Source organism: Thermoplasmata archaeon, assembly GCA_038874435.1.
GTDB lineage: Archaea > Thermoplasmatota > Thermoplasmata > Lutacidiplasmatales > SKW197 > SKW197.
This window is the reverse complement of sequence record JAVZCK010000006.1, coordinates 60,638-85,146: the sequence shown is the minus strand read 5'-3', so window position 1 is coordinate 85,146 and position 24,509 is coordinate 60,638. Positions and strand designations below refer to the sequence as shown.

Sequence of the window (24,509 nt, the reverse complement as noted above, 5' to 3'; positions counted from 1 at the left end):
GATGGTGAATAAAATGGAAGAGGAGACCAGAAGAAAGGAGATTTTGAAGGGCATTCTGAAGAAATTGCATGAAGGTGCAACGCCAGAGAATGTGAAGGCTGAATTCAGGGAGTTTCTCTCTCAAGTGACACCCTTGGAAATTGCGAGAGCGGAGGAAGAGCTGATTAAAGAAGGCATTCCCAGAGAGGAAATAAGAAAATTGTGCGACCTCCATCTTAAAATTTTCAATGAATTGCAAGGTGGTAAAATGGATGTGCCAGATGGACATCCTCTGAAAATTCTTCTCACAGAACACGAAATGCTGCTTGGATTTGCCGGTGAGTTATTGCAGATAGCAAGGGATTGGGGAGGCAGTGAACATGAGAAACTGGAGCATGTGATTGAGCATCTGAAAAGTTCCGAAAGCCATTATGTGCGAGAGGAGAATGCACTCTTTCCCTACCTTGAAAGGCACGGGATTACCGAGCCACCGCAAGTGATGTGGATGGAACATGATATGATAAGAGAGATAAAAAAGGAGATTTATGCAATTGCAGAGAGCAATGATGTGGATGTAGCAAAACTTCAGGAAACTACACTCAAACTACTGGAAAATTTGCAGTCCCACTTTTACAAAGAGAACAACATCCTTTTCCCAACGGCTCTGCGAGTCATTTCAGAGGAGGAATGGAAGGAGGCAAGGAAAGAATTTGATGAACTGGGATACTGCTGCTTCACACCGAGCACTGTTCTTGGTGTAGGTCAAACTGTTGTAGGGACAAAAGAAGAGCATAGAAATCTTAAAGCACTATGTGTGGATGGAGAAGTACCACTGGATACAGGAAAATTATCTGTGGAAGAACTGGATGCAATTCTGAACGCTCTACCAGTTGACATTTCTTTTGTTGACAAAGAGGACACTGTAAGGTATTACAACGACACTAAAGACCGAATCTTTCCAAGGACCAAGGCAGTTATTGGAAGAAAAGTCCAGAACTGCCATCCCCAGAAGAGTTTGGAAAAGGTAAACGCGATTATTAACGACTTCAAGGCAGGTAAACGGGATAAAGCAGAGTTCTGGATTAATCTGAAGGGCAGACAGATTTATATCAGGTATTTCCCAGTGAGAAATAAACAAGGAGAATATCTTGGCTGTCTTGAAGTAACCCAGGACATAACTGAAATAAAGAAAATCGAGGGTGAGAAACGACTTCTAGATGGTTAACTCACAACATAAAAAATAAACTTTTCACATTTTTTATGGTTTTCAGTTAGCAGGGTTATTCCTAATACAAAATTATAAATATTAAGAACAGATACTCTTTCTTTGGTGATTCAAATGAAGTTGGAAAGCAAAACCACAAAAGGTTTGGAGTTGAAGGGCATTAGGAATAACAAATATGGGTATCCCAGTGGGTTTACAAGTGGTTTAACGCACAAACACAAATACAATAAGAGAATGAACAAAGGTGTTAATCATGCACGTATCTTGGCTGTGTTTCTGATAGGTATAGTAGTGCTCAGTGCAATTGCGGTGCTTACATGGCAGAATAACAATGCTAGTGTAATAAAGGTAGATGGTAATTTTGAGGACTGGCAGGGCATTGAAAAGACCTCGAAGGCAAGGAATTTCGGTGTGCCAGAAAACATAGACATTGCTGAATATGCAACAGCGGAATCTGGCAAGAGTGTGGCGTTTTATGCAAAGGTGTATGGTAATTTGCTTGCTGGTGATGGCAGATACATTGTGGAGGCACCATCGGAAAATCCGGTGTATGTTGCGAATCAGCGAGAAACTGCAATTCCAAACGCAAATGGAAGGGATGTGGCGTATGTATTTATTGACACGGACAATAACGCAGCAACTGGTTTCAAGCCCTCGCAAAACTTTGCAGTTGGAGCTGACAAGGCCATAGAAATTGTAGGCAAGAACGGAAAGATAGAGGCAAGCCGAGTGCTGACATTTGCAGGTGTGGTGCAGCAGGAATGGACATGGAACATTGGCGATAGTGTGGCAGCAGCAACGAACGGCAGAGAAATGGAGACAATGGCTGGGAAGAACACACTTGGTATAGGCGAGACCTATGCAGTTTATTACTATATGGTTGATTGGAAATTTAGCGTTTCTACAACGCTCCAGTACACTGAGTTATCTTCAAATGGTAAAACCTCTTACCATGACATTGTTGTTGATGGTGACCTTGGAGAATGGCAAGCAGACGAGAACATGGGCGGTAAAGATAATGTAAATTGGTATCTCACATGGAATGCAAATAATCTTTATATCGGTGTTGATAGAGGAGAGGCATTTCATGGAGGCACTGAAGAGGATGTGCTCTGGATTTACATGGACACAGCCAGTGGTGGTGGAAGCACATCAGTGGACTGGAATGGTTGGCACAATTTCTCCTTCTATGCTGACTGGTGTTTCGTCTATGCACCAGGTCGAGCAACGCCTTATTGGAATCTAAGAATGTGGGATTCAAATGCAGGTGCTTGGCTTGCTGATCAGAGTTTCACAGGAGGTGTGGCAAAAGGTTCCCAGACCGCAGAGATAGCGATTCCATTTGCCGATATAGGAAATCCCACGCAGGTCAACATTCTCTTCTACATCACAAATGGTGCAAACAACTACCTGTTCGGTGCGTCTCCGAAGGAAAACCCAACAGGTGATAGCCCTAAAATTTTGAACTTCACATGGATTGAGAACATTAACAGTGGTGTTGCACCAAACGAAGCGATGAAGAGAACAGTGCCATTCGCAATAAACGGAGACAGCGCTCTGATTGGAAAGGCAGCTGAATGGGGTTGGGATGGAGACGGCAGTGAATCGAACCCATACATAATCAAAAACTACAAGATATCTACTTACTCTGGCACATACGGTATCTCTCTTCAGAATACAAATCTCCATGTAGTCATCAAAAACTGCGAACTCGAGAATGTATCAGGTGGAACAAACAGTGCTGGAATATCGCTCATCACTGCCACTAATGTCACAATTCAAGAGAACATTGTATATAACCACACATTTGGAATATGGCTGCAAACAAGTAGTGTATGGAACACAGTAAAAAATAACACTGTTTATGGAAACAGAGATGGTATTAGACTGACCACTTCGAGGAATAACATAGTGCTCGGAAATGAGGCCTTTGGGAACAGTAGGGCAGGCATATATCTTACGGGCACAAAACCAGAGAACAACACTATTGCAAACAACACAATCTACAACAATGCACAGTACGGCATCTATTTCGCATCATCATATGCGAACAATACCACGATAATTAACAACGATATATACAGCAATACACAATATGGTATCTATTTTGCAACATCATCCTATGCAAACAATACAACAATAATCTACAACAATATCTACAACCACGGCACTTATGGAATCTACATAACCTCATCATCCTTTAATAACATAACACATAACAGGATATACCAAAACACAAATTATGGTATCTATCTCACATCTACTTCCGCAAACAATTACATCTGTTATAATAACTTTACAGGGAACAACGGCGCAACCAAAGGTACCACAGATGGCAAAAGTCAAGCATATGATGCAGGTACAGGTAACCTCTGGTACAATAATACTGCACAGGAAGGCAACTACTGGAGCAACTGGGACGGCAAGGAATGGGGTACGGCAAGTGCTTATCCGATAGCTGGTGGTGCAGGTGCGAGCGACTGGTATCCTTTGAGTGTTCCAGAGTTCTCGCAATTCCCAGTATTTGCGTTGTTGGTACTTTGCATAGGTGTGCTTTCAATACTGTATAGAAGAAGACAAAAATAATTTTCTCTGTTTTTTTATTTTTATTTGTGCTTCACTTTTGACACATTACCGCCCTTACACATATATATAACTGTTCTTTAACCTGAATTATGCTCTTGGAATACATTGACATAACCCGTGTGATTGTTGCTTTGGGTTTGTTTAGCATCGCTTCCTACTCAGACTATCGCACACGTCAGATAGAAAACTATGTCTGGCTGATTGGTGGTGCAATTGGTTCTCTACTTCTTTTTAGCCATCTCATTTTAATCTCAAGCTCGGGTATTGCTTATCTTCTTGGTTTACTTGCAATAGCTCTTTTCTTCACACCATACATCTCCCTCGAACGGTTTGGCATTTCAGAAACGACGGAAATCTATGTTGAAATGACGCTTTACATCCTGCTCACAGCCCTCACATTCTTGATTGGCTTTTACTGGTTTTCTCCTGAAAATGGAATTCTGATGGGCATTGTTGCAATGCAGGTGCTCATGCGAGTTTTCTATGAGCTCAACATAATTCACGGTGGTGCAGATGCTAAAGCCCTCATGCTCATAGCTCTTCTTTTTCCCACATACCCTCGTTTTCTCAATTTCCCGCTTGCAGAAACAAACATTTCCATGTTTGAAACTATGTTTCCTTTTGCCCTTACAGTTCTTCTGAATGCAGTGTTCTGGTTCATTTTTTATCCCCTAGTGCTCTTCCTTTACAATGCAGTAAAGGGCAACGCTAAGATTCCTCATGCATTTTTTGGCTATAAAATGCCAGTGTGTGATGTAAAGAAAAAATTCGTTTGGCTCATGGAACATCCTGTGAACGGAAAAATTGTTACAAAATACACTCCAGATAAGGACGAGGACGAAAACATTGCTGTAGAGGTCGCAGAACTTGAACGGCTCGGCAGAAAAGAGGTTTGGGTGACGCCACAGATTCCATTCATAATTCCAATCACCGCTGGTTTATTTATAAGTGTAATTCTAGGAAATGTATTCTTCCTTCTGATTGGTGTCTCTTCCATCCATGCCTTTTACTGCTCCCAGGTGCATCTGTATTTGTAATTTTCTATAATTTCCACCCTTGGGTTTTTTGCACCGCCCAGCTTGAGCACTCCTTTCAAGAATCCTTTGATATTGTGGGCGTAAAGTTCAAAGTATGGAAAATCACAAATTTCGCAGATTATCTCTCCTGGCACATTCTTGTGAATGACAAATTTTCCACCATCGTAGAAATTTCTCCAATCACTCTGTGATTTCGCAGCTAGTTCGTTTGGATTCATAACAAACTTTACAAAAAACTTAAGAATTCCAATGTCTTCTGCACCTCTCACCCCTATTACCTCTGCATTCTTGTATGGGTCACCGTGGAGTTGTGAGCAAAGGGTTTCAAGCACAGCAAATTCGTACCACAGAGGGTACCAGTCCTTTTCAATCACATGGGAGAGGTCAAGTCCATAGTTATTTAATAGATGTTTATTTAGCTCAGCGAGGCCCTCACTTCCCCGTTTAAATTTCATAGTATCAAGGAGATTTTTTATATTCACTCCTCTAGTTTTTATCTCACTGTCTTTGTAATCCAAAGCTTTCATCTATCTCAGAAGGGAGACAGCAAATACATTTAAATACCTTTCGTAAATTCATGTTAAGAGATTATGCCTGATGAAAAAGAAAAAGGCACGATTGAAGAAACTGCAAAAAGAGAGAAGTGGATAGAAGCAATAATCGAAGGGAAGAAGCTTGAGAGTTATGCAGAATACAAAACAAAGGAGATGCATGTTTGCTTTCTCTGTGATACCATCTGTTATAAAAGAATCCCTGTCAAGAAAATCGGAAACAAATACATATGTATCAATTGCCTTAAAGCCCTTAAGGAACTGATTGAAAACCTTGAAATCTGGGAAAGTGAGGTAAGCATAGACCGAGAAATGGAAAAACAAATCCAGGAAGATATAAAGGAAATTCGCAAATAGAACGCAAATAGAAATTACCATATTAGTTCGCTCTTTAGCGAACTACCTATTCGGCATTCTTTGAAAAAGTTTTATATACTAGATGCCATTGAAACCCCGAATGCTTGATAAACTTGCTGAAAAAATGGCTGGCGAAATCGTGCTTTCTGAAAGCCCTGGCAAGACAATAAAGAAATGGCGGGAAACCTTCAAAGTGAGTCAGAAAGAACTTGCTGAAGAACTGGGTGTCTCGCCATCCACAATCTGCGACTACGAACATGAGCGAAGGGAGTCGCCAGGCATAAAGACAATTTCTAGAATTGTCCAGTCTATAATAAATATTGATAGAAAAAAAGGTGGGGAAGTCATTAAAAAATACATGCTTGGTGTTGAAAGTGATGCCATTATTCAGATTCGTGAGTTTCCCATTGGAATTCCACTAACCGACTTCAAGGATGTGCTTGGTGCAAAAAATGTTTCTCCTTGCTCACTCCAGCGTGACATACATGGCTACACAATAGTTGATAGTGTTAAGGCAATTCTCTCCCTGAATGCTACTGACTATCTCAAAATTTATGGCTGGAGCACTGAGAGGGCCCTCATATTTACCGATGTAAGGTTTGGCCGAAGTCCCATGGTAGCAATAAGGGTCCATCCCCTGAAACCTGCCTGTGTGGTGCTCCATGCACCAAAGGAACTTGACCCACTTGCAATAAAAATTGCAGAACTGGAAAACATTCCCTTGCTTGTCACAAAAATGAACCTGAATGAAATAATAAAAAGATTAGAGGAGTTGTGAAAAAATGGTAGGAATAGTAAGTTATGGTGGCTATGTGCCCCGCTACAGGATAACACCTGCAGAGATTGGAGCGGTGTGGGGAATCGATGGAAAGAGCTACGGCGAGAGCTTAGGTGTGAAAGCCAAATCAGTGCCAGGCCCGGATGAAGACACAATCACAATTGCGGTGACAGCGGCAAGGAACGCACTGAAAAGAGTTTCAATTAATCCGAAAGAAATTGGAGCAATCTATTGTGGCTCAGAGTCGCATCCCTATGCTGTGAAGCCCACTGCCACCGTTGTTGCAGAGGCAATAGGTGCAACGCCTGACTTAACTGCTGCTGACTACGAATTTGCCTGCAAGGCAGGGACTGCAGGCATCCAGACCTGCATGGGCCTTGTGAAATCAGGGATGATAAAGTATGGACTTGCAATAGGTGCTGACACATCTCAGGGAGCACCTGGAGACCCACTAGAATATACTGCAAGTGCTGGTGGTGCTGCAATCCTCATCGGCAATGAGAAGGTGATTGCGGAAATCAATCGCACATACTCTTTTACAACAGACACACCTGACTTCTGGAGAAGAGAGGGACAGATGTATCCCAGTCATGGTGGCAGATTTACAGGAGAGCCAGCATACTTCAGACATGTGCTCACCTGTGCCAAAAAATTGATGGAGATGCAGGGCACGAAACCAGAGGATTACCAGTATGCAATTTTCCATCAGCCCAATGGCAGATTTCCAAGAAGGGCAGGCAAAATGCTTGGTTTCAAGGACGAACAGATAAACCAGGGCTTGCTTACACCCTACATCGGCAACACGTATTCAGGAGCAGTAATGCTTGGTCTATGTTCTGTGCTTGATGTTGCAAAGCCAGGGGACAGAATTCTCGCTGTTGCCTTTGGTTCAGGTGCTGGCTCAGACGGTTTTGATATAACTGTGACTGAGGAAATCCAGAATTTCAAGCGAGAAAACGCACCCCTAATCAGGCACTACATTGAGAATGCAGTTGAGGTAAACTATGCAATCTACACGAAACTAAAGCACCAGATTATTCTAAGGGAGGAATGATCAAATGCGAGATGTAGCAATAATTGGAATTGGAATGACAAAGTTCGGGGAACTCTGGGAAAAATCCTTTAGAGAGATTGGAATTGAGGCAGGGCTCAGAGCGATTGAAGATGCAAAGATAAGTGGTGATTTGCTTGACGCTCTCTATGTTGGAAATATGTCTGCTGGCAAACTTATTGAACAGGAGCATGTTTCCTCATTGATTCTTGACTATTCTGGCTATTCTTCCAAGCATCTACCAGCTGTGCGTGTGGAAGCAGCAAGTGCATCTGGAGGTGTTGCTCTCTATGAAGCATACCTTGCAGTTGCCTCTGGCATGTATGATTTCGTGATGGTTGGTGGTGCAGAAAAGATGACGGATGTAGGAGATGCGGAAGCCAACAGAGAACTTTGTTCCACTGCAGACAACGAGTGGGAAAGCATTTTTGGGGCTACCTATGCCTCGCTGTTTGCAATGATGGCAAGGCGACACATGTATGAATATGGAACTACCGAAGAACAGATGGCTCATGTGGCTGTGAAAAATCACAAATTTGCTTCCAAGAACCCAGTTGCGCATTTCAAGAACACACTGACGGTTGGGCAAGTACTTTCTTCTTCACCAGTAGCTACACCGATAAAGACCCTTGACTGTGCCCCGGTTTCAGATGGTGCGGCAGCGGTGGTACTCTGTCCATGGGACCATGCTAAAAAATTCTGTGATACTCCAGTCAAGATTGCAGGTGTAGGTCTTGCCACAGATACAATTGCATTGCATAGCAGAAGGGACATCTGCACCATGGATGCGGTTGTGAGGGCATCCAGCAGGGCATACCACATGGCGAAGATTGGTCCGCGAGAGGTGAATATAGCAGAGGTACACGACTGTTATACTATTGCAGAGATTGTGGAGATAGAGGACTTGCGACTAGTGAAAAAGGGTGAAGGAGGCAAGGCAACTGCAGAGGGCCAGACAGACATTGGAGGTAAAGTGGTGGTGAATCCCTCTGGTGGACTCAAGGGCAGAGGTCAGCCGCCAGGTGCTGTGGGAATTGCGCAGGTGGTTGAGATTGTGCAACAGCTGAGAGGCGAGGCGAAGGAAAGGCAGGTGCCAAATGCAAATGTGGGCTTGACACTGAACATTGGAGGTACTGGTGCAACTGCCTTTGTGAGCATTCTCAAGCGGGAGAATTGAGGTGGTCAAAATGCAGATACCGAGATTCTGGCGTCAGATTCCAAACCGCTATAACCTGATTGGTGTGCAGTGCGAGAATTGCAAGAAGGTGTATTTTCCGCCGAGGATTGTGTGTCCAGATTGCCATCGATTGAGCATAGGAAAGATGAAACAATACAAGTTGAGTGGTAAGGGTGTTGTGCATTCCTATACATTGGTGTACGAGCCAGCAGATGGATTTGAGAACCAGGTGCCTTACATCATGGCAATAATTCAGCTGGATGAGGGCCCAAAAATCACAGCCCAGATTGTGGATTGCAATCCAGAGGAGGTTAAGATTGGCTCAAAGGTGGAGATGGTGTTCAGGCGGCTTGGCGAGGATGGAAAGGCAGGAATAATCTACTATGGGTATAAGTTTGCACTGGTGAAATAGAAATGAGGCATACCACTGTCTGCATTTGCATCACCGTTCATATCTGAGCCACAGAGTGCCAGAATAGTGCGAAAAGCACTATTCCTATTTTCCCCTCCTCTTTTTTCTCATGTGGAAGACATACCCAATGAAACAAGCTAATAGTATAATAAGAAGAGTAGTAATAACCAACGGATTTAACTCCAAAGGAGAACCTGTGTTTATGCAAACTGTGAGAATCACAATCTTTGAAGAATTCAAATAGCCAGATTTATTAGATTTTATCATTAGAATCACAAGATGTTTCCCAGAATTTGCGTTGGGATTGACCTCCACATCCACCTCTGCACTCCCATTTTCATCAGATTGAGCGTTTTCAACATATGCTCTAACTCCAGCAGGTGCGTCAAAAACGAATTCCACAGAGAGACCACAACCCCTAAGCGGTTCTGAGCTAGCATTCTTTACATATACCTTAATTTTCTCAGACATAGAAATCGTCTTGTTGTATTTTATAAAGATTGTTTGATTTTCTAGTGGTGTCCTCAGAGGGTAGTAATCGGATACGTTTGAACCGTTAATCGGATATGCATTTTCTGTGCCCCAGCCTTTACCATCCCAGTTATACCAGTAATTTCCTTCTTTTCTTTCTGGGTCATACCAGATGCTTCTCCCAGACCTATCTTCACCCAGACTTTTGTTTAAAACTCCATTTTCAAATCGCTTGTGAAAGTTGTTATGATGAATTTCGTTTCTTCCATTTATTGCACATCCTTGAACTATGTAAAAGTTGTTTGAGATTATTTTGCCATTTTCGCTTTCACCATCCATCACCCCACAAAATCCCGTTATGTGATTTGACTCAACTCTCGCATTGGATACATGTTGAAGGTCAACACCGTTAAGGGAGGTAATATTATTTGAGATAACCTGGATATTTTGAGAATCTGTTCTTAAATCCCATCCCTTAGTGACCTCAACTCCTGCGTAGTATGCGGTAATTGTATTGTTATAGATGACTATGTTTCTTGCTCCGATGTATATTCCGTAACCACTGGCATTATAATCGGGATTATATATTATGTTGTCCATGATAAGACCGTTATCGGCATACAGTGTAATATGACATCCGACAACAAAACAATTTCTTATGATATAAAAAACCTCTGTGCTGCATCTTACATAAATGCCACTCCATTCTATAGCATTCACAATTTTCCAACCTTCAATGATAAAGGGGTCATTTGCAGTCCCGCAGCCCCCAACCACGCCATTCTCTTTTGTGAATTCACTTTTTGAGGTAATCTTAATAGGGGCATGTTCTAAGTATCTGTCCGAAGGCGCTGATTCTGCAAGGGCGTTGATGTGAACAAATGAAATAGTCGCAAGAAAGAAAATAAATAAAAATAGGAATAGTTTTCTCATGCCAATTCCACCCTGAGGTTTTGTTGGATGTTTTCAGTGGTGCCGTCATTGTACATAACAGTTATCTTCATTTCGTAAAGTGGTACAAGTAATGGTGGGTGCGGTTTATCTGGAAGCAGAGGTTTCTCTGACGTCACATAGTAGATATCAATTCCTGTAATACTTGCTTTTTTTACATTTTGAGGAGGTTTGGAGATACCAATACCTTTACCTCTGAGATAGTTTATAATTTCGGCTGGTTGTTTTGCATCAATCCAGCCATAATTTGAAACTGCAAAATCACAGGACATGGATAACCAGGTAACTGTTCCTGTAGCGTTCACTCGTACCATCACTCTTGGCGCAATTGGATAGTCATCGTATGCAAGTGAGAAGGATATAACTTTCGTGGTGTAGTAAGTAACGACACCATCACTTTTCTTATCGGCATCAATCGCATGGAAGTCTATTGTTAGATGTGGGTATGCATTCTTCAAGATATGTGGAACTGTGGAATTTATAAAATTCCATGCTGTGCTTACCGCTTTATCGTCAGAGATAAATTTTTCTGGCAATGTTGGCGGAACAGCGTAGTCTGTGGAATACAAAATTGAAACTGTGCTAACTTCAACTTGTCTAGATTCATCTTTAACTGTGATTCCAAGCGGACTCTCCTCAGTTGTGTTTGTGTAAATTCCAAATGCTTTCGCAATGGCAATACAAGCATCCTGTTTGTTCGCACCTTGGAGTGGTGAGAAAATTGTCAATGTAAGGAGGGCTCTTTTGCTTGGCCAGCTATCGAGAACACCTGAAAGATTTTTGTCGAAATCTACATCTCCATTGTAAAGATAGGGGGCATAGGTACTCTGTGTTCCAATGAGAACGGATGAAGCCACATTCTCGTTTTCTTCTGTTCTTGGAGCAGGTGCTGTTAAATACCAAACCAGAACTCCGCAAAGCATTCCGCATACCGCCAGAGAAATTATTATCTTAGTCACTTTTTTCATGGTATTCGCCTCCTACTGGTCCACAACCCATTCATAATACTGTGGCGTGTATATTGATATAATATTTCCTATATTTTTGTTTATCGGGTCTGGAAGCGGGGAATCAATCGTATCTTCATAGAAATATTCCACTATATCTACTAATTCTCCATTTTCGTATATGTTGCCCACTGCTGCCACACTTGCACCCACAATATAGTGATGCTCACCCCAGCAATTCTCAGATACATCCCGAATTGTCGCTCTTTGCCATGCAAATCCCACGGCACGCTTCAGATATCCATTTTGGGTTCCTCCTTCAAAAAGGCATTCTGCATAAATTGCCCCGCGAGTTTTATGGTCCCACCATGACCAAGTCCCATACCAATAAGAATCTGTTACATACCCGTTGACAACATGAATGCCCTGCGTGTTTGTTGGTGTATGGTGGTACATTGCATATCCCCATGTTTGGGTGCATACGGCACTTGCTCCACCTGCTAGTCCCCGACAGCAAGAAAGAGTAAGCCATTCCACATCGTCATTATCACCCAGCAAAGTTTCATACGAATCTGCATAATTTGATGCTGGTTGAGTTAATGGGTCGTAGCTGTTTGGAGGCATAGATATCGCAGAAGATTGATCTGTACCGAATACCATTGCGCTAAAGTGGATAAATTGACCATTTACTCGTATCGTTCCGCCGCCAGTACCATGTCCTGCAAAATAGATAAAATCACGAGATGCACCAAATTCAGCTGGTCTTGCGAAGTCATCTGGTATAGCATTGTTGTTCCCCCACACTGTTGTCTCCCATCCATGCTGGGACATTACATACCCGAATCCTGGTTTGGTTCCATACACATATCCTAATATCGGCCAGTACCACCACCAGCCAGTTCTTCCGTATGCATCAATGTCAGAGTAGGGAAGGTCCCCAGCCTTACCATTATACTGATTCACCCACTCTGCAAGAACTTCCTTCTGTGTGTCATCATTCCCTGCGTTCACTGTAGGCATCTGAGCCACAGAGCACCAGAATAGTGCGAAAAGCACTATTCCTATCCCGAATACTCTCCATTTTGTGCCCATTTTTCTCACCAATAATAAGAAAACAAATCATATATATATATATCGCAAGTTTTCACAGTTTGAAGCATAAAATCTGGCACATTCTGGATTGTTTGTGAAAAATTATGCCAGTAATTTCAAATAATCATAAAAAACAGCGTCAAATTGTGAAATCACACATTAGGTTTATATAGGTTTATATGGGAGAACACTACAGTTTTCGTTTTGTGTTGTTAAGCATAATCCAGCCACTTTGAGCGGAACCTTATCCTGAGTTTAATTACTGCAAGAACGAGAGGCACAGCGATCAGGATTCCAAGAAATACACCGCTGGCATCAGCAACAGCATCCTTCCAGTCCATTGTTCTGCCTGGGACAAAACTCTGGTGGTATTCATCCGCAATTCCATAGATAGTGCCAGCAATCCATGCTAAATTGACTGCAAAATGTCTCGCCCTACCTCCGAGCACAAAAAAGCCAGCATAAAGCAAACAACCGAAACCGACAAACAGAAAGAGATGAAGATAGTCCGGTGTATATCTCTGGGGCTGTCCTGTGGGCACAACAATGGTTTGGCTCACGGTCTCGTTTATTGTCTGGTAAGTGGTTTGGATTGGTTGAGGTTGTGCATTCATGGGAGCAGAGGAAAGCTGGAAAATGAGCAAAGCATAAACCAAAATAGCAAACCAGGTTCCTACAATCAGTGCGTGTCTAGCTGTGTATCTCATCTTCTCAGCTCCTTTACAAGGTTGTAAAACCTTTTCGTGTCTTCAAGTTCCATATTGGAATTGCCATCCAGCTCACTCTCAAGCTCTGCTCTTGCTCTTTTTAAACCGAGTATTGAATCTTTAAGACAGATTGCCTCCTCAATTGTAATTTCTCCGTAAATTTTTTCCTCCATCTCCTTGACCTTCTGGTTGATTGCCTCAATTAGTGAGATAATGTAATCTCTATTCTTTACTCCTCCTTTCCGAATTTCCAGAACTATCTCTCTTAGTGGAACTTCCTTAAAACCCTTAAGTTCAACTTTTTCAGGTATATCAGCATTCAGAATCGCAAATGAGCGCCTAATTTCGTAAAGCAAGGCCTCTCTCTCTGGTTCTGTTATTTTCTCAGCCATAGGTTCTCTCCACGAGCTTGTTTGCCTCATTTGCACAGGCGATTGCCTCGCTGTATCGCCCAATTTTAACTAGCACATAGCCCTTGTTCACCCAGGCATCATGATAATCTCTTTTTAGTGCAATCGCTTTATCATAGCATTCAAGTGCTTCCTCAAATCTTCCAAGTCGTGCAAGGGCATTCCCTCTGTTATTCCATGCAATCTCAAAATCTGGTTTAAGTTCTAGTGCCTTTTCGTAGCATTTCAGTGCATCCTCATGTTTCTCCAGTTTTGAAAGCGCGCTGCCCAGATTATTCCATGCAACCTCATTTCTTGGATTCAATTTCACAACCTCTTCAAAGGCCTTCACTGCATCATTGAATCTCCCTGTAGTAAGATATGTTGACCCCATATTGAACAAAGCAACTTCACTGGGTTTCGAGGGTTGAGGAACCTTGAGAAATTTTTGAACTGTAGGTTCTTCCTTCTTCTGATGCTTCAGCATCAACAACGAGAAAATCGCCCCTATAACAATAAAGACGAGAGCCATAACACCCGCAGATAGAGTTGATACACCAAAAACAAGCAAACATACAATCCCAGTACCTGCAAGAGAAATTCCAAGTATTTTATAATAATGCTTTTCAAGAGGAGATACTCGAGAAACTTTCTTTCCAACTGGGATGGGCTTCACCTTTACTTTGCCAACAGGCACAGTCATCACTTCCTTTTTCACCTTTTCAACTTCTTTGGCTGCTTTATCTGGCTGTGCCTTTTTTTCTTCGATCACTACTTCCTTTTTCACTTTTTTAGGTGGTTCAGTGATTTCTTCCTCCCGTTTCTCTTCCTCTTCTGGCATAATGGTTGAGCCACAAATCTCGCACTTTTCCTCATTGGCTGGATTTTTGTAACCACATATAGGACATTCAGTTCCTTCCACTTCTGTTTTTTCCTCCTCGGCGTCAAAAAAATACTCCCAGAGTTCGCTTTCGACCTCTCCAACAGGGTCTGAAACATGCTCTATTTTTTCTACATTTTCCGTCTCTTCAAAAGAGAATTTATTCTTCAGCACACTTTCTACAAGAATGTCTCCAATTTCATAGGTGACTGCAGAATGCACATCCTCTAGATGTTCCACATGTTCCTGCGCCTCTTCAGATTCCGGCTCCGTCTGATGCTCAGGAATTGCCTCCTTCAATTCCGCTTCAATGGACTCAAAGCCATGGAGTTCGACAACTTCTGGTTCAACAGGCATCTGTTGCATCTCAATTTTCTTCTCTTCGGCTATTGATTTCTCTGCATCATCTATCGCCTTAGTTATTTCTTTTTCTAAAAGATTTATGAGCTCCTCACTGCTCATTTTCTCAGGTGTGCCTATTCTGATTACCTCCTTCTTCATATTTGTGGTTGGGGAGTTGCACACAGGACACACTTCGGCACCTTCTGAAACAAACGCACCACAGACCTCACACAAAAAAATTTTGCCCTCTGATTCAAGCTTCGGATCGAAGCTGGATATTGCAAAATCTGGCTTGATTGGTGTTTCTTTACCTCTTGTTTCCACTTCACCAATGGAATTTATTGCCACACTAATGTTGTTTTCAGCTGGGCTTCCACATACTGGACATGCCTTTGCACTTCTTGACAGAAATGCACCGCAGGAACTGCACACACCTATGATCGCACCATCCATCTCGTGCATTGGTGTAATTTCAGGGGTTGTTTTGACTTCTGATGTGCCTTCCTTGGTTTCAATTTCTTCCTCAGCAGCACTTTCCATTAGAGCACCACAGTTTGGACATGCTCTTGCATCACTGGATACAAAAGCCCCACAGTTTGAGCAGAGAAAAAGGGTAATTTTTGGCTTTTCCAGTTCTTTTATCAGTTTCTCTTCTTCTGGGGAAGTTTTCGTTTCAAGCTGAACTTCTGTCTCTGGTTCTTGGACCACTGCAGCACCACATTGTGGGCAGGATGTGGCTTTTTCTGAGAGAAGCGCACCACAGTGAGAGCAAATGTAGAGAGAAACACTCTTCTGGTTCCCAGTAAGTTCAAGTTTGATTATTTGCTGTTTGATTCTCTCAGCCATATTTCTTGTGATACCTTCAACTTTGGCGATTTCTTTTACACTAGCATTCTTGAGGTCGTCGGCATTTTTAAAACCGGCAAGGTAGAGTTTTTGAATTAATGATGGGTTCATACCTTGCACATCCAGTAAGAATCGGAGCTTATCTGGAACTAGCGGAGAACCACATTCTGTGCACTCCATAGCTTTCGGGGAGTTGATGGAACCACATTTCGGGCAGACAACCATATTCGCCATGCTGACATCTATATTTGTGAGAGATTATATAAATGTTTTGAGGGTGTTGGCTGGTATGCCAGTGTCCATTTAGAAAGTTTTATATAGTAGTGCATTTATACCAATTTTGGTGATGCATATGGGCAAAATTATAGGGATTGACCTGGGCACAAGTAATTCTGCAGCAGCAGTAATTGAAGGAGGAAAGCCAGTTATAATCCCAAGTGCTGAAGGCACTACAATCGGAGGCAAGGCATTTCCCTCTTATGTAGCATTCACAAAGGATGGACAGTTGCTCGTGGGAGAACCAGCAAGGAGGCAGGCAATTACAAATCCTGAAGGCACGGTTTATGCTGTGAAGCGAAAAATGGGTACCGACTACAAGTACAACATTTATGGAAAGGAATTCACGCCCCAGCAACTCTCTGCCTTCATTCTCCAGAAGATAAAGAAGGATGCGGAGGCATTTCTAGGCGAGAAAGTGGATAAAGCAGTAATCACTGTACCAGCATACTTCAACGATAATCAGAGACAGGCAACAAAGGATGCTGGGACAATTGCGGGACTGGAGGTAGTGCGAATAATAAACGAGCCCACCGCTGCATCGCTTGCTTATGGTATAGATAAGGCAGGCAAGGAACAGAAAATTCTAGTGTTTGATTTAGGTGGAGGAACACTTGATGTTACAATTATGGAATTTGGCGAAGGTGTTTTCGAGGTTCTCTCAACATCTGGGGATACCCAACTTGGTGGCACAGACATGGACAATGCAATAATTGACTACGTTGCTGGTAAGTTCAAGGAGGAAACAGGAATAGACCTACGAAATGACAGAATGGCAATGATGCGATTAAAAGAGGCAGCGGAGAAGGCAAAGATTGAGCTTTCCTCTGTGCTGGAAACAGAGATAAATCTTCCGTTCATTACTGCGGACAGTACAGGACCCAAACATCTTCAGATGAAACTCACGAGAGCGAAGCTTGAGGAATTAATTGAGCCAATTCTTAAGAGGTGTGAAACCCCGATTAACCAGGCGTTGAAGGATGCGAAACTCACAAAGGAGGACATTGATAGGGTTATTCTTGTAGGTGGGCCAACAAGAATGCCCGCAGTCCAGAACTTTGTTGAACGAATTTTAGGCAAAAAAATTGAACGGGGTGTTGACCCGATGGAATGCGTTGCGATAGGTGCAGCAATCCAGGGAGCAGTGCTGGCTGGAGAAGTAAAGGACATTCTGCTCCTGGATGTCACACCACTTTCTCTTGGTGTAGAAACGCTTGGCGGTGTGTTCACGAAAATTATTGAGAGAAATACCACAATTCCTACAAGGAAAACAGAGGTATTCACAACAGCATCTGACTTCCAAAGCACTGTGGAGATTCATGTGCTTCAGGGCGAGAGGCCGTTGGCTAAGGACAACACCTCCCTCGGAAAATTTTTGCTCTCAGGGATTCCACCTGCACCCAGAGGCGTGCCCCAGATAGAAGTGACTTTTGACATTGATGCCAATGGCATACTCCATGTTTCTGCGAAGGACAGGGCTACTGGCAAATCCCAGAGCATCACAATAACCGCTTCCACAAAACTCAGCAAAGAACAGATAGATGCAATGGTGAAAGAGGCAGAGAAATATGCGGCAGAGGATAAGAAGGTAGTGGAAAAGGTGGAGACAAAGAATAAAGCAGAAGGACTGATTTACAATACCAGAAAAATGCTCAATGAGTTCAAGGACAAAATAACCGAGGATGAGAAGAAAAAGATAGAGGACGCAATTGATAATTTGAACAAGGCGGTGGAAAAGGAAGATGTGGATGCTATGAAGAAAGGAATGGAGGAACTGCTGAACACAGTGGGTGCTGTGAGCACACGGCTCTACCAGCAAACCGCACAATCCTCTTCTACTAACGCAGAGAATTCCCAAGGGGAAAAGAAGGAAGAAGGAAAGAAAGAATATGTGGATGCGGAATACAAGAAGGTAGATGAGAAGTAAACCTTTAAAAAGTATTATTTACACCAAGATTTTTGAGGATTATGAATGAGCTTTCCTCCGCAAACCCCAGGTGCAAATTCTGCAGAAATTGATTATTTGAAGAGAGCTGTGGGCAAATACTTTTCCATCTATGAGATCAGAGTTTCGCCTATGGAGATTGCTTTCTATATTCGCACGCCTCTAGAATCGATTGATTCTAAATTTGACGAATTACGAAAAGAGCTAATTCCCCAGAACTATGTGCCTACACTTACCCTAGAGAATGGGGAGCATGTGGTGCATGTGTTGAAAAAGCCACCTACAAAGCAATCAAATATAATCTGGAACATAATTTTGCTCATCGGCACGATTGCAACCACTACATTGGCAGGAATGACACTATGGGCTGGGTATGTGGGAATTACAGAGATGAGCGGTATGCTTACACTAAGTGTTGTGTTCTCGGGTATTCTCTTTTTTGCCATCCCACTTATGCTAATTTTGGGCATTCATGAACTGGGACATTATTTTGCAGCAAAAAGGCATGGAGTAAGTGCAACACTGCCTTACTTTATTCCTGTTCCTCCACCTTTCCTCTTTGGCACAATGGGGGCTTTTATAAGCATCAAAGAGCCAATTCCAGATAGGAAGGCATTAATGGACATAGGATTTGCTGGCCCCATCTGTGGTTTTCTAGTTGCAATCCCAGTAACAGGGATTGGACTTTACCTTTCGACAATCCATCCTCCTGTGATTCTTGATGGTGGTGGCTTGGTCTTGGGCTCCTCACTCTTCTTTGAATTGCTTTCCTCAATGCTTCCCTTTGCTCCAGAAGGGCTTCATCCCACGGCTATTGCTGGATGGGTGGGGCTGTTTGTCACTGCAATCAATCTTCTGCCCGCAGGACAGCTTGATGGAGGCCACATTGTGAATGCCCTGTTTGGAAGCAATGCAAGGTATCTTGGCTATGCAGCAGTGTTGGGAATGCTCGTGATGAGCTTTATGTATCCTGGGTGGTTGTTTTTTGCGTTCCTTGTGATAATTTTGGGATTGCGACATCCACCACCTCTTAACACTATATCAAAACTGGACAATAAAAGAAAGATTGTTGGTGTTGTGGCGGTGCTTATACTGATAAGCAGTTTTGTTGTGGTGCCCTTGAGGGATGCAAGTATGAATTTTGGGTTGAATTCTGATGTGAAAGAAAAGTCAGTTAATGAAAACCTTACTGTTGACTTTGAAATTCAAATAGAGAACATGGGCGAAATTTACTCCAGGTACGCAATTGTGCTTGTTGGTGTGAAACTTACCACAAACAACACCACAATTCCTGATAGAGATTATAAACAAAATCTCACGGTTGAATACTCTTACATCCACAAAAATCAAACATCCACGATTTCAAATTTCACAGCTTTTACTCCACGCTTGAAGCCAGGTGAGAAAATCAACTGCATGATCTGGCTTCAGTTTATTGGAAATTATTCAACATACAATTTCGTCAAGCTGGAGTTCAAGGTGATGCCTGCAGGAACCTCAATGGAGAAAAGCATTGAGTTTACAGTGGCAATGCGGCGCTAGTATTCTGGTCTTCTCATCAGGAAAAGGTATGCCATGATTATCCCTGCAATCAAGCACACCGCTCCAATAACCAATTCGTGCTGTCGCACTGCAAAGTAAACTCCTAGGAGCATGATTACCACTGCAAGGAAATAGCCCGTGTACACTATGAAATTTCCCACGATACCTATAATTTTTGGAAGGATATTAAGTTTCCGTAGATGCTCTGCAAACCTTTTTTTACTTTTGTGTTCTCCCGCTTCCAATGACCCAAGGAGAGCAGAAAGAGGTGCAAAAAATTCAGCCAGAGGAGAGGGAACGCATAAGCTTTATCCAGACAAGATTCAAGAAGTATTACCAGCAGACAGAGCTTTCTGTTTCAGACATTCAGCAGAGAGAGTTTGCCTTTATGTTCTTTGGAAAACCGGGGATGGTAAGACACATTGGCTTTGCACCTGCTGGCCTCAAAAAGTTTATTGTAGAGAGAGTGCCCGCCCACATTTATTATTCCTCTGCTCTTTACAGAAAGCCAGATGCAAGAACAATGGATGAGAAGGGCTGGCTCGGTGCCGACCTGATATTTGACCTTGACGCAGACCACATCCCAGGGAGCGAGAAAATGAGCTATCCAGAGATGCTGGCAAAGGTGAAGGAGGAATTCAAGAAACTCGTGGATGATTACCTGCTCAACGACTTTGGGTTTGAGGAAAACGATGTGAAGATTGTGTTTTCTGGAGGCAGGGGCTATCATGCCCACATAACCAAGGATTGCGTCAGAAAACTCGGTTCAAACGAGAGGCGAGAGATTGTGGACTACATTGCTGGAACCGGACTGATAGAGGGGGAGAGGATTGGTGAAATTAGGGAAAACATAAGGTATCTGTTTGATGTGGATGATTACATTCCAGGAGGGCTGAAGGAAGACTCGAAGTATCCACAGAAAGGAAAAATTTCAATAAAACTTCCGCCACCAGATGCTATGGGCTGGAAAAAACGATTGAGGGATGGAATCATTTCTACAGTTCTCGAGTGGAAAAATCTCAGCAAAGAGGAATTCCAGTCTATGATTCAAGGTAGAAAAGGTGGTGTGAAAGGTATTGGACCCGCAACCGGAGAAGCGCTTTACGATGAACTGTATTTGAAAGAAAAATACAAAGTGGTGATTGAGAAAGAAACACTGGCTGTGTTGTCCGCAACATCCCAAAATGCACTCATTTTGTTTGTGGTGCAGAAGTTAACACCCGCAATCGGTGGCGAGACCGATGAGCCAGTAACATCAGACATCAAGCGGCTTATCCGCCTTCCATTCACGCTCCATGGTAAAACAGGGCTGGTTGTGAAGGAGATGACGAGACAGGAATTTGAGGATTTTGAGCCATTGAGAGATGCAGTGCCTCCAACATATTCTGATGTGCCAGTGAAACTTGAGATTACAAAGCCAGTCGAAATTCAACTCAAGGGAGAAAAATTTTCGCACAAGGAAGGATTAGCGGAAGTGCCAGAATTTGCAGCAATGTTCCTGCTCTGCAGGGGAATGGCAAAATTAGTAAGTTCAGGGAGTGCAGGAAAACCCTAACCCTTTTGCATGCTTCAACACAGTGTAAAACTCCTTGTTCGTGATTCTTCTGTCCATTCCAGGCACTTCATGGGCTTTGTATTCTGGCCTGTATTGGTCCATTATGTTGAGCAGCAGATTTTTTTTCTCAAGTTCTTTATCTATCAAATCCAGCAATGGAAGGCTGCAGCAATCCACATGTTCAGGCATCACGAGATGTCTGATTAACAAATCGCACTGCCTGTTTGCTTCCTTGTGGTTGCGGAGCACAACCTCCATGTATTTCTTTACACCAGATAGTTTTTCTGCACAGGTATCATTGCCATACTTGAAGTCGGAAAGATAAAGGTCAACAATACCATCCAATAACTTCATGGTTTCTCTGGTCATGTACATATTGGAATTCCAGATTTGCGGAATGTTAATCTCAAGATTGCAGAGCACATCTATGATAAACGGAAGATTCGGTGTTGGCTCACCACCAACCCAATTCACATTCAATGAAACAGTGTGCCTTGCCTTGATTACTGCAACCATTTCCTCTGGCGAAGCACTCACTCCATTCTCTGGATACTGGCTTATGTCCCAGTTCTGACAGAAAATGCATTTGAAAGTGCAGCCAGCAAAGAAAATTGTGTGGGAGGGCACAAGCATTGGTTCCTCGCCAAAATGCAGAAACTCAGAGGCAATTTTTGGCTCTAAGACACCACACATCCCTCGCTTTCCAGCTTTTCTGTTTGCTTTGCATCGCCGTTCGCAGAATTCACAGTTCTCCAGCATTTTCCAGGCAATCTCTTTTTTCAATTCCAGCAGACTGGATTTTCCTTTGTTATGCTGATTTCCGTTTTTCAGTTCTGCAACTGCTTCATCATGAATCTCCCAGAGTTCTTCTAGCGATGCATTTTTTTCAAAATCCAAGCGATATTTTTTCGCTAGCAGAAAGTTGGCTTTTCTCTTTCCAGAAAGAATGCCCTCGTATTGCTCCAGCTGCATTTCAGCGCCAGCCCTAAATACATGGATATGAGGTCGGCTAGTATGCTTTGAGCATCTAACCAAATAAACCTGCACGCTGGACGCATGCAATCCATGAGGCTGGTATCGCCATACAGCTCTCGTTATCTATAACTAAGTAAGAATATAAAAAGTTTACTGATTGCCTTTTGTCCCAAGTGATAAATAAGTGAAGGTTTTCCAAGCTTCATGCAGAAGTACAAACTCGTTTGTGAAAAGTGCGGGAAAGAGTACGGAATGGAAAAAATCTACACATGCCCCTGCTCAGGGAGGTTAGAAGTTTTCATGAACATTGATGAAATTGAGGTTTCAAGGGAGGAAGTGGAGCATCGCAAAGGAAATGTGGTTGCAAAATACTTTGAGTTTTTGCCATTGCTGGCTAAAAACCCGAAAACACTTGGGGAGGGCTACACGCCTCTCATAAAATCTGAACGGCTCTGCGAAAAACTCGGGCTGAAAAATCTCTACCTGAAAAATGAGACAGTGAATCCGACTGGTAGTTTCAAGGATAGGCCAATTGTTGTGGGTGCAAACAAGGCCCTGGAATTTGGGGCGGAGGTTTTAGCCAGTGCTTCATCAGGCAACGCTGCAACCTCACTTGCGGCCTGGTGTGCCAGATTTGGATTGAAATGCGTTACCTTTGTGCCAGTTGATGCACCTAAATCCAAGATTGCACAATTGCAGATGCTGGGTGCGAGAGTTTACAGGGTAAGGGAGCGAGAAAAGGGAAAGGACCCGACTGCAGAGATGCTCTCTATTTGTGTGGAAAAATTCGGCTGGCATGCTGTGCCGAGCTTTGGAAGCTTCAATCCTTATCAGATAGAGGGTGCAAAAACAATTGCGTATGAGGTTGCAGAGCAAATAGAGGCAGATGCGGTTGTGGTGCCTGTAGGTGGTGCCGGGCTCTTGCTCGGCACACTGAAGGGCTTTAGAGAGTATAAGGAGCTTGGCTGGATAGGAAAAGAGCCTGTTGTGCATGCTGTACAGTCAGAGGGTTGTGCGCCCCTTGTGAGAGCATGGAAGGAGCGGAAAGAGATTAGAGCATGGGAGGGCCCGAAAACAGTTGCTGGCGGAATTGCTGACCCCTATACATGGGATGGAAATGCGGCATTGAAGTTGATGTATCGAAATGGTGGAAGTGCAATTGCAGTGCCAGATGCTCTGATTCTTGAGGCCCAGGAGTTGCTTGCAAAGTATGCTGGGATTTTTGCAGAACCCACAGGAAGTGCATCGCTCGCCGGGATAATTGCATTAAGGAATGCTGGTGTAATAAGCAAGAATGACAATGTTGTGTGCCTGGTCACGGGTACGGGCTTCAAAGACCTGGATATAGTCATAAGCAGGATGGGAGAAGCAAGGGTGATTGATGTGGGGGAAGAAATAAAAATCTAAGTTCCTACAGCACCCCCAGTTCCTCAGCCCTCTGGCTCCCTCTCTCCATCTCCTCTTCTCTTGCCCTCATTGCTCGCTCCACAATGCTGTTGATACCTCTGTTCTTTCTCGTGATCGCTTGTTCCTCGTTCTCCTCTGGTTCAACATCTTTTACTGGTTTTGCCTTTCCAAGAATGTAGTATTCGTCATCTGAGAATGTATTGACTTCTTCCCGTTTTACTGCGTCTTCTCTCCTCCCGCCCTTTTTTCGCTGTTCTCCTCTCTTCCTCTCTGGTTTCGCTTTTATGACCACTGGTTCTTCCTCAATCTCTACTGGTTCAACTGGCCTGCTCACATAATAGGTTTTTCTTTCTGGCTCTTTTGCCTTCACATAGTAGTATCTCTCAGGTTCATACCTTGCCCTTGAGTTAAAGAATGTCCAGGTGTGCTTTGGCTTGGAGTCATGACTTCCTGCAAAATGGTTTCCCTTAGCACTGATTTCTCTGTATCTCTGGGCGGCGATTGCACCACCGATGTATCCAAAAACCACAAGAAGCACAAGATTCCCTGGCTCCGTGAGGAGGAAACTTCTGAAAACTGCAGCAATGAATGCAGCCCACTGGCTTATGAAGAGACAATAGCTTGCGATTACAGGATTAGCACCCTGAATCCAGTTCCAGAGAGTGTCCTGGCATGTTCTCAGAATTGTGCCCGCAGAGAATATGTCAAGTATAAGAATGTAGCCAATGATAAACAGAATCAGCCCTGCCACAAGCCCGCAGGCAGCACCCTTTAGCGCAGTCCCGGCCCTTCTTCCACACACATAGCCGGCAATCATTGGGCCAAAGATTGGGAGCCAGTAAAGTAGAACAGAGAGCACAAAGCAGAGTCCAATTGCCTGAGGAATACTAAATGGTGCATGTTCCTTGAATGTGTGTGCCTCACGGTCATGGTGCTTGCTAGACAGAGAGAACACACCTTTTCGCATCAGCTTTTTTGTGGTTCTATCTTCATAAACATGCATTTTTCCCACCCCTTCTGACATCTGTCAG

The 24,509-nt window shown here is 43.2% G+C and carries 22 protein-coding genes; 12 read left to right on the top strand and 10 right to left on the bottom strand.

Translation table 11 applies throughout. The features are described from left to right. The first annotated feature begins 1 nt into the window (after position 1). The 3 genes from QXD64_03965 to QXD64_03955 all read left to right on the top strand — a co-directional run bounded on the left by QXD64_03965 (position 2) and on the right by QXD64_03955 (position 4,827). Positions 2 to 1,204 carry a DUF438 domain-containing protein gene (locus tag QXD64_03965; protein MEM3396469.1) on the top strand — a complete coding sequence of 401 codons (1,203 nt, stop codon included), beginning with the start codon at positions 2 to 4 and terminating at the stop codon, positions 1,202 to 1,204. Positions 1,205 to 1,318: 114 nt separating this feature from the next. After that, a complete protein-coding gene (locus QXD64_03960) occupies positions 1,319 to 3,790 on the top strand; it encodes a NosD domain-containing protein (GenBank protein MEM3396468.1) in 2,472 nt (823 codons plus the stop codon). An 89-nt stretch (positions 3,791 to 3,879) separates the two neighbouring features. Continuing rightward, positions 3,880 to 4,827, top strand: coding sequence for an A24 family peptidase C-terminal domain-containing protein (locus tag QXD64_03955; protein ID MEM3396467.1), 948 nt, complete (start codon positions 3,880 to 3,882; stop codon positions 4,825 to 4,827). Here QXD64_03955 and QXD64_03950 read toward each other — a convergent pair. Next, a complete protein-coding gene (locus QXD64_03950) occupies positions 4,797 to 5,354 on the bottom strand; it encodes a hypothetical protein (protein MEM3396466.1) in 558 nt (185 codons plus the stop codon). The two genes, QXD64_03955 and QXD64_03950, sit on opposite strands and share 31 nt — an antisense overlap. A gap of 63 nt (positions 5,355 to 5,417) precedes the next feature. On the opposite strand from QXD64_03950, the gene QXD64_03945 reads away from it, so the two are divergent. The 5 genes from QXD64_03945 to QXD64_03925 all read left to right on the top strand — a co-directional run bounded on the left by QXD64_03945 (position 5,418) and on the right by QXD64_03925 (position 9,153). Further along, on the top strand, positions 5,418 to 5,735 hold the full coding sequence (locus QXD64_03945; protein ID MEM3396465.1) for a hypothetical protein: 318 nt from the start codon (positions 5,418 to 5,420) through the stop codon (positions 5,733 to 5,735). Positions 5,736 to 5,835: 100 nt separating this feature from the next. Continuing rightward, a complete protein-coding gene (locus tag QXD64_03940; protein ID MEM3396464.1) occupies positions 5,836 to 6,513 on the top strand; it encodes a helix-turn-helix domain-containing protein in 678 nt (225 codons plus the stop codon). 4 nt (positions 6,514 to 6,517) lie between these two features. Continuing rightward, positions 6,518 to 7,567 (top strand): hydroxymethylglutaryl-CoA synthase, encoded by a 1,050-nt coding sequence (locus QXD64_03935; GenBank protein MEM3396463.1) that lies wholly within the window; start codon positions 6,518 to 6,520, stop codon positions 7,565 to 7,567. 4 nt (positions 7,568 to 7,571) lie between these two features. Beyond that, positions 7,572 to 8,741 (top strand): thiolase domain-containing protein, encoded by a 1,170-nt coding sequence (locus QXD64_03930; protein ID MEM3396462.1) that lies wholly within the window; start codon positions 7,572 to 7,574, stop codon positions 8,739 to 8,741. Between the two features lie 10 nt (positions 8,742 to 8,751). After that, positions 8,752 to 9,153, top strand: coding sequence for a Zn-ribbon domain-containing OB-fold protein (locus QXD64_03925; protein MEM3396461.1), 402 nt, complete (start codon positions 8,752 to 8,754; stop codon positions 9,151 to 9,153). An 84-nt stretch (positions 9,154 to 9,237) separates the two neighbouring features. Here QXD64_03925 and QXD64_03920 read toward each other — a convergent pair whose 3' ends face one another. The 6 genes from QXD64_03920 to QXD64_03895 form a co-directional block, all read right to left on the bottom strand. Beyond that, the gene (locus QXD64_03920) at positions 9,238 to 10,557 is read right to left on the bottom strand and encodes a hypothetical protein (protein MEM3396460.1); all 1,320 of its coding nucleotides are present in this window, start codon (positions 10,555 to 10,557) and stop codon (positions 9,238 to 9,240) included. Then, positions 10,554 to 11,543 carry a hypothetical protein gene (locus QXD64_03915; protein ID MEM3396459.1) on the bottom strand — a complete coding sequence of 330 codons (990 nt, stop codon included), beginning with the start codon at positions 11,541 to 11,543 and terminating at the stop codon, positions 10,554 to 10,556. Before QXD64_03915 ends, QXD64_03920 begins: the two co-directional genes overlap by 4 nt. A 12-nt stretch (positions 11,544 to 11,555) precedes the next feature. Beyond that, complete coding sequence (locus QXD64_03910) at positions 11,556 to 12,614, bottom strand: DUF6345 domain-containing protein (protein MEM3396458.1); 1,059 nt, start codon at positions 12,612 to 12,614, stop codon at positions 11,556 to 11,558. Between the two features lie 212 nt (positions 12,615 to 12,826). Continuing rightward, positions 12,827 to 13,321 carry a VanZ family protein gene (locus QXD64_03905; protein MEM3396457.1) on the bottom strand — a complete coding sequence of 165 codons (495 nt, stop codon included), beginning with the start codon at positions 13,319 to 13,321 and terminating at the stop codon, positions 12,827 to 12,829. Beyond that, positions 13,318 to 13,713 (bottom strand): DUF5788 family protein, encoded by a 396-nt coding sequence (locus QXD64_03900; protein ID MEM3396456.1) that lies wholly within the window; start codon positions 13,711 to 13,713, stop codon positions 13,318 to 13,320. The genes QXD64_03905 and QXD64_03900 overlap by 4 nt, the downstream gene beginning before the upstream one ends. Next, positions 13,706 to 16,012, bottom strand: coding sequence for a tetratricopeptide repeat protein (locus QXD64_03895; protein MEM3396455.1), 2,307 nt, complete (start codon positions 16,010 to 16,012; stop codon positions 13,706 to 13,708). Before QXD64_03895 ends, QXD64_03900 begins: the two co-directional genes overlap by 8 nt. Before the next feature lie 118 nt (positions 16,013 to 16,130). On the opposite strand from QXD64_03895, the gene dnaK reads away from it, so the two are divergent. After that, positions 16,131 to 17,981: a molecular chaperone DnaK gene (gene dnaK / locus QXD64_03890; protein ID MEM3396454.1), complete on the top strand. Its 1,851-nt coding sequence runs from the start codon at positions 16,131 to 16,133 to the stop codon at positions 17,979 to 17,981. A 45-nt stretch (positions 17,982 to 18,026) separates the two neighbouring features. Then, positions 18,027 to 19,541 carry a site-2 protease family protein gene (locus tag QXD64_03885; GenBank protein ID MEM3396453.1) on the top strand — a complete coding sequence of 505 codons (1,515 nt, stop codon included), beginning with the start codon at positions 18,027 to 18,029 and terminating at the stop codon, positions 19,539 to 19,541. On the opposite strand, the gene QXD64_03880 is transcribed toward QXD64_03885, so the two are convergent. Then, positions 19,538 to 19,702, bottom strand: coding sequence for a hypothetical protein (locus QXD64_03880; protein MEM3396452.1), 165 nt, complete (start codon positions 19,700 to 19,702; stop codon positions 19,538 to 19,540). The two genes, QXD64_03885 and QXD64_03880, sit on opposite strands and share 4 nt — an antisense overlap. 83 nt (positions 19,703 to 19,785) lie before the next feature. On the opposite strand from QXD64_03880, the gene QXD64_03875 reads away from it, so the two are divergent. After that, complete coding sequence (locus QXD64_03875; GenBank protein ID MEM3396451.1) at positions 19,786 to 21,096, top strand: DNA primase small subunit PriS; 1,311 nt, start codon at positions 19,786 to 19,788, stop codon at positions 21,094 to 21,096. On the opposite strand, the gene QXD64_03870 is transcribed toward QXD64_03875, so the two are convergent. After that, the gene (locus QXD64_03870; protein ID MEM3396450.1) at positions 21,073 to 22,068 is read right to left on the bottom strand and encodes a radical SAM protein; all 996 of its coding nucleotides are present in this window, start codon (positions 22,066 to 22,068) and stop codon (positions 21,073 to 21,075) included. The genes QXD64_03875 and QXD64_03870 overlap by 24 nt on opposite strands. Positions 22,069 to 22,275: 207 nt before the next feature. Here QXD64_03870 and thrC point away from each other — a divergent pair, with 207 nt between their 5' ends. After that, positions 22,276 to 23,478 carry a threonine synthase gene (gene thrC, locus QXD64_03865; GenBank protein ID MEM3396449.1) on the top strand — a complete coding sequence of 401 codons (1,203 nt, stop codon included), beginning with the start codon at positions 22,276 to 22,278 and terminating at the stop codon, positions 23,476 to 23,478. A gap of 4 nt (positions 23,479 to 23,482) precedes the next feature. Here the strand turns inward: thrC and QXD64_03860 are convergent, their stop codons facing one another. Further along, complete coding sequence (locus QXD64_03860; protein ID MEM3396448.1) at positions 23,483 to 24,481, bottom strand: YrzE family protein; 999 nt, start codon at positions 24,479 to 24,481, stop codon at positions 23,483 to 23,485. Positions 24,482 to 24,509: the final 28 nt, after the last annotated feature.

What these genes read in the sequence shown, in the direction of transcription:
- QXD64_03965 (MEM3396469.1), top strand. Translation starts at nt 2, where the DNA reads ATGGTGAATAAAATGGAAGAGGAGACCAGAAGAAAGGAGATTTTGAAG.
- QXD64_03960 (MEM3396468.1), top strand. Translation starts at nt 1,319, where the DNA reads ATGAAGTTGGAAAGCAAAACCACAAAAGGTTTGGAGTTGAAGGGCATT.
- QXD64_03955 (MEM3396467.1), top strand. Translation starts at nt 3,880, where the DNA reads ATGCTCTTGGAATACATTGACATAACCCGTGTGATTGTTGCTTTGGGT.
- QXD64_03950 (MEM3396466.1), bottom strand. Translation starts at nt 5,354, where the DNA reads ATGAAAGCTTTGGATTACAAAGACAGTGAGATAAAAACTAGAGGAGTG.
- QXD64_03945 (MEM3396465.1), top strand. Translation starts at nt 5,418, where the DNA reads ATGCCTGATGAAAAAGAAAAAGGCACGATTGAAGAAACTGCAAAAAGA.
- QXD64_03940 (MEM3396464.1), top strand. Translation starts at nt 5,836, where the DNA reads ATGCTTGATAAACTTGCTGAAAAAATGGCTGGCGAAATCGTGCTTTCT.
- QXD64_03935 (MEM3396463.1), top strand. Translation starts at nt 6,518, where the DNA reads ATGGTAGGAATAGTAAGTTATGGTGGCTATGTGCCCCGCTACAGGATA.
- QXD64_03930 (MEM3396462.1), top strand. Translation starts at nt 7,572, where the DNA reads ATGCGAGATGTAGCAATAATTGGAATTGGAATGACAAAGTTCGGGGAA.
- QXD64_03925 (MEM3396461.1), top strand. Translation starts at nt 8,752, where the DNA reads ATGCAGATACCGAGATTCTGGCGTCAGATTCCAAACCGCTATAACCTG.
- QXD64_03920 (MEM3396460.1), bottom strand. Translation starts at nt 10,557, where the DNA reads ATGAGAAAACTATTCCTATTTTTATTTATTTTCTTTCTTGCGACTATT.
- QXD64_03915 (MEM3396459.1), bottom strand. Translation starts at nt 11,543, where the DNA reads ATGAAAAAAGTGACTAAGATAATAATTTCTCTGGCGGTATGCGGAATG.
- QXD64_03910 (MEM3396458.1), bottom strand. Translation starts at nt 12,614, where the DNA reads ATGGGCACAAAATGGAGAGTATTCGGGATAGGAATAGTGCTTTTCGCA.
- QXD64_03905 (MEM3396457.1), bottom strand. Translation starts at nt 13,321, where the DNA reads ATGAGATACACAGCTAGACACGCACTGATTGTAGGAACCTGGTTTGCT.
- QXD64_03900 (MEM3396456.1), bottom strand. Translation starts at nt 13,713, where the DNA reads ATGGCTGAGAAAATAACAGAACCAGAGAGAGAGGCCTTGCTTTACGAA.
- QXD64_03895 (MEM3396455.1), bottom strand. Translation starts at nt 16,012, where the DNA reads ATGGCGAATATGGTTGTCTGCCCGAAATGTGGTTCCATCAACTCCCCG.
- dnaK (MEM3396454.1), top strand. Translation starts at nt 16,131, where the DNA reads ATGGGCAAAATTATAGGGATTGACCTGGGCACAAGTAATTCTGCAGCA.
- QXD64_03885 (MEM3396453.1), top strand. Translation starts at nt 18,027, where the DNA reads ATGAGCTTTCCTCCGCAAACCCCAGGTGCAAATTCTGCAGAAATTGAT.
- QXD64_03875 (MEM3396451.1), top strand. Translation starts at nt 19,786, where the DNA reads ATGACCCAAGGAGAGCAGAAAGAGGTGCAAAAAATTCAGCCAGAGGAG.
- QXD64_03870 (MEM3396450.1), bottom strand. Translation starts at nt 22,068, where the DNA reads ATGCAGCTGGAGCAATACGAGGGCATTCTTTCTGGAAAGAGAAAAGCC.
- thrC (MEM3396449.1), top strand. Translation starts at nt 22,276, where the DNA reads ATGCAGAAGTACAAACTCGTTTGTGAAAAGTGCGGGAAAGAGTACGGA.
- QXD64_03860 (MEM3396448.1), bottom strand. Translation starts at nt 24,481, where the DNA reads ATGCATGTTTATGAAGATAGAACCACAAAAAAGCTGATGCGAAAAGGT.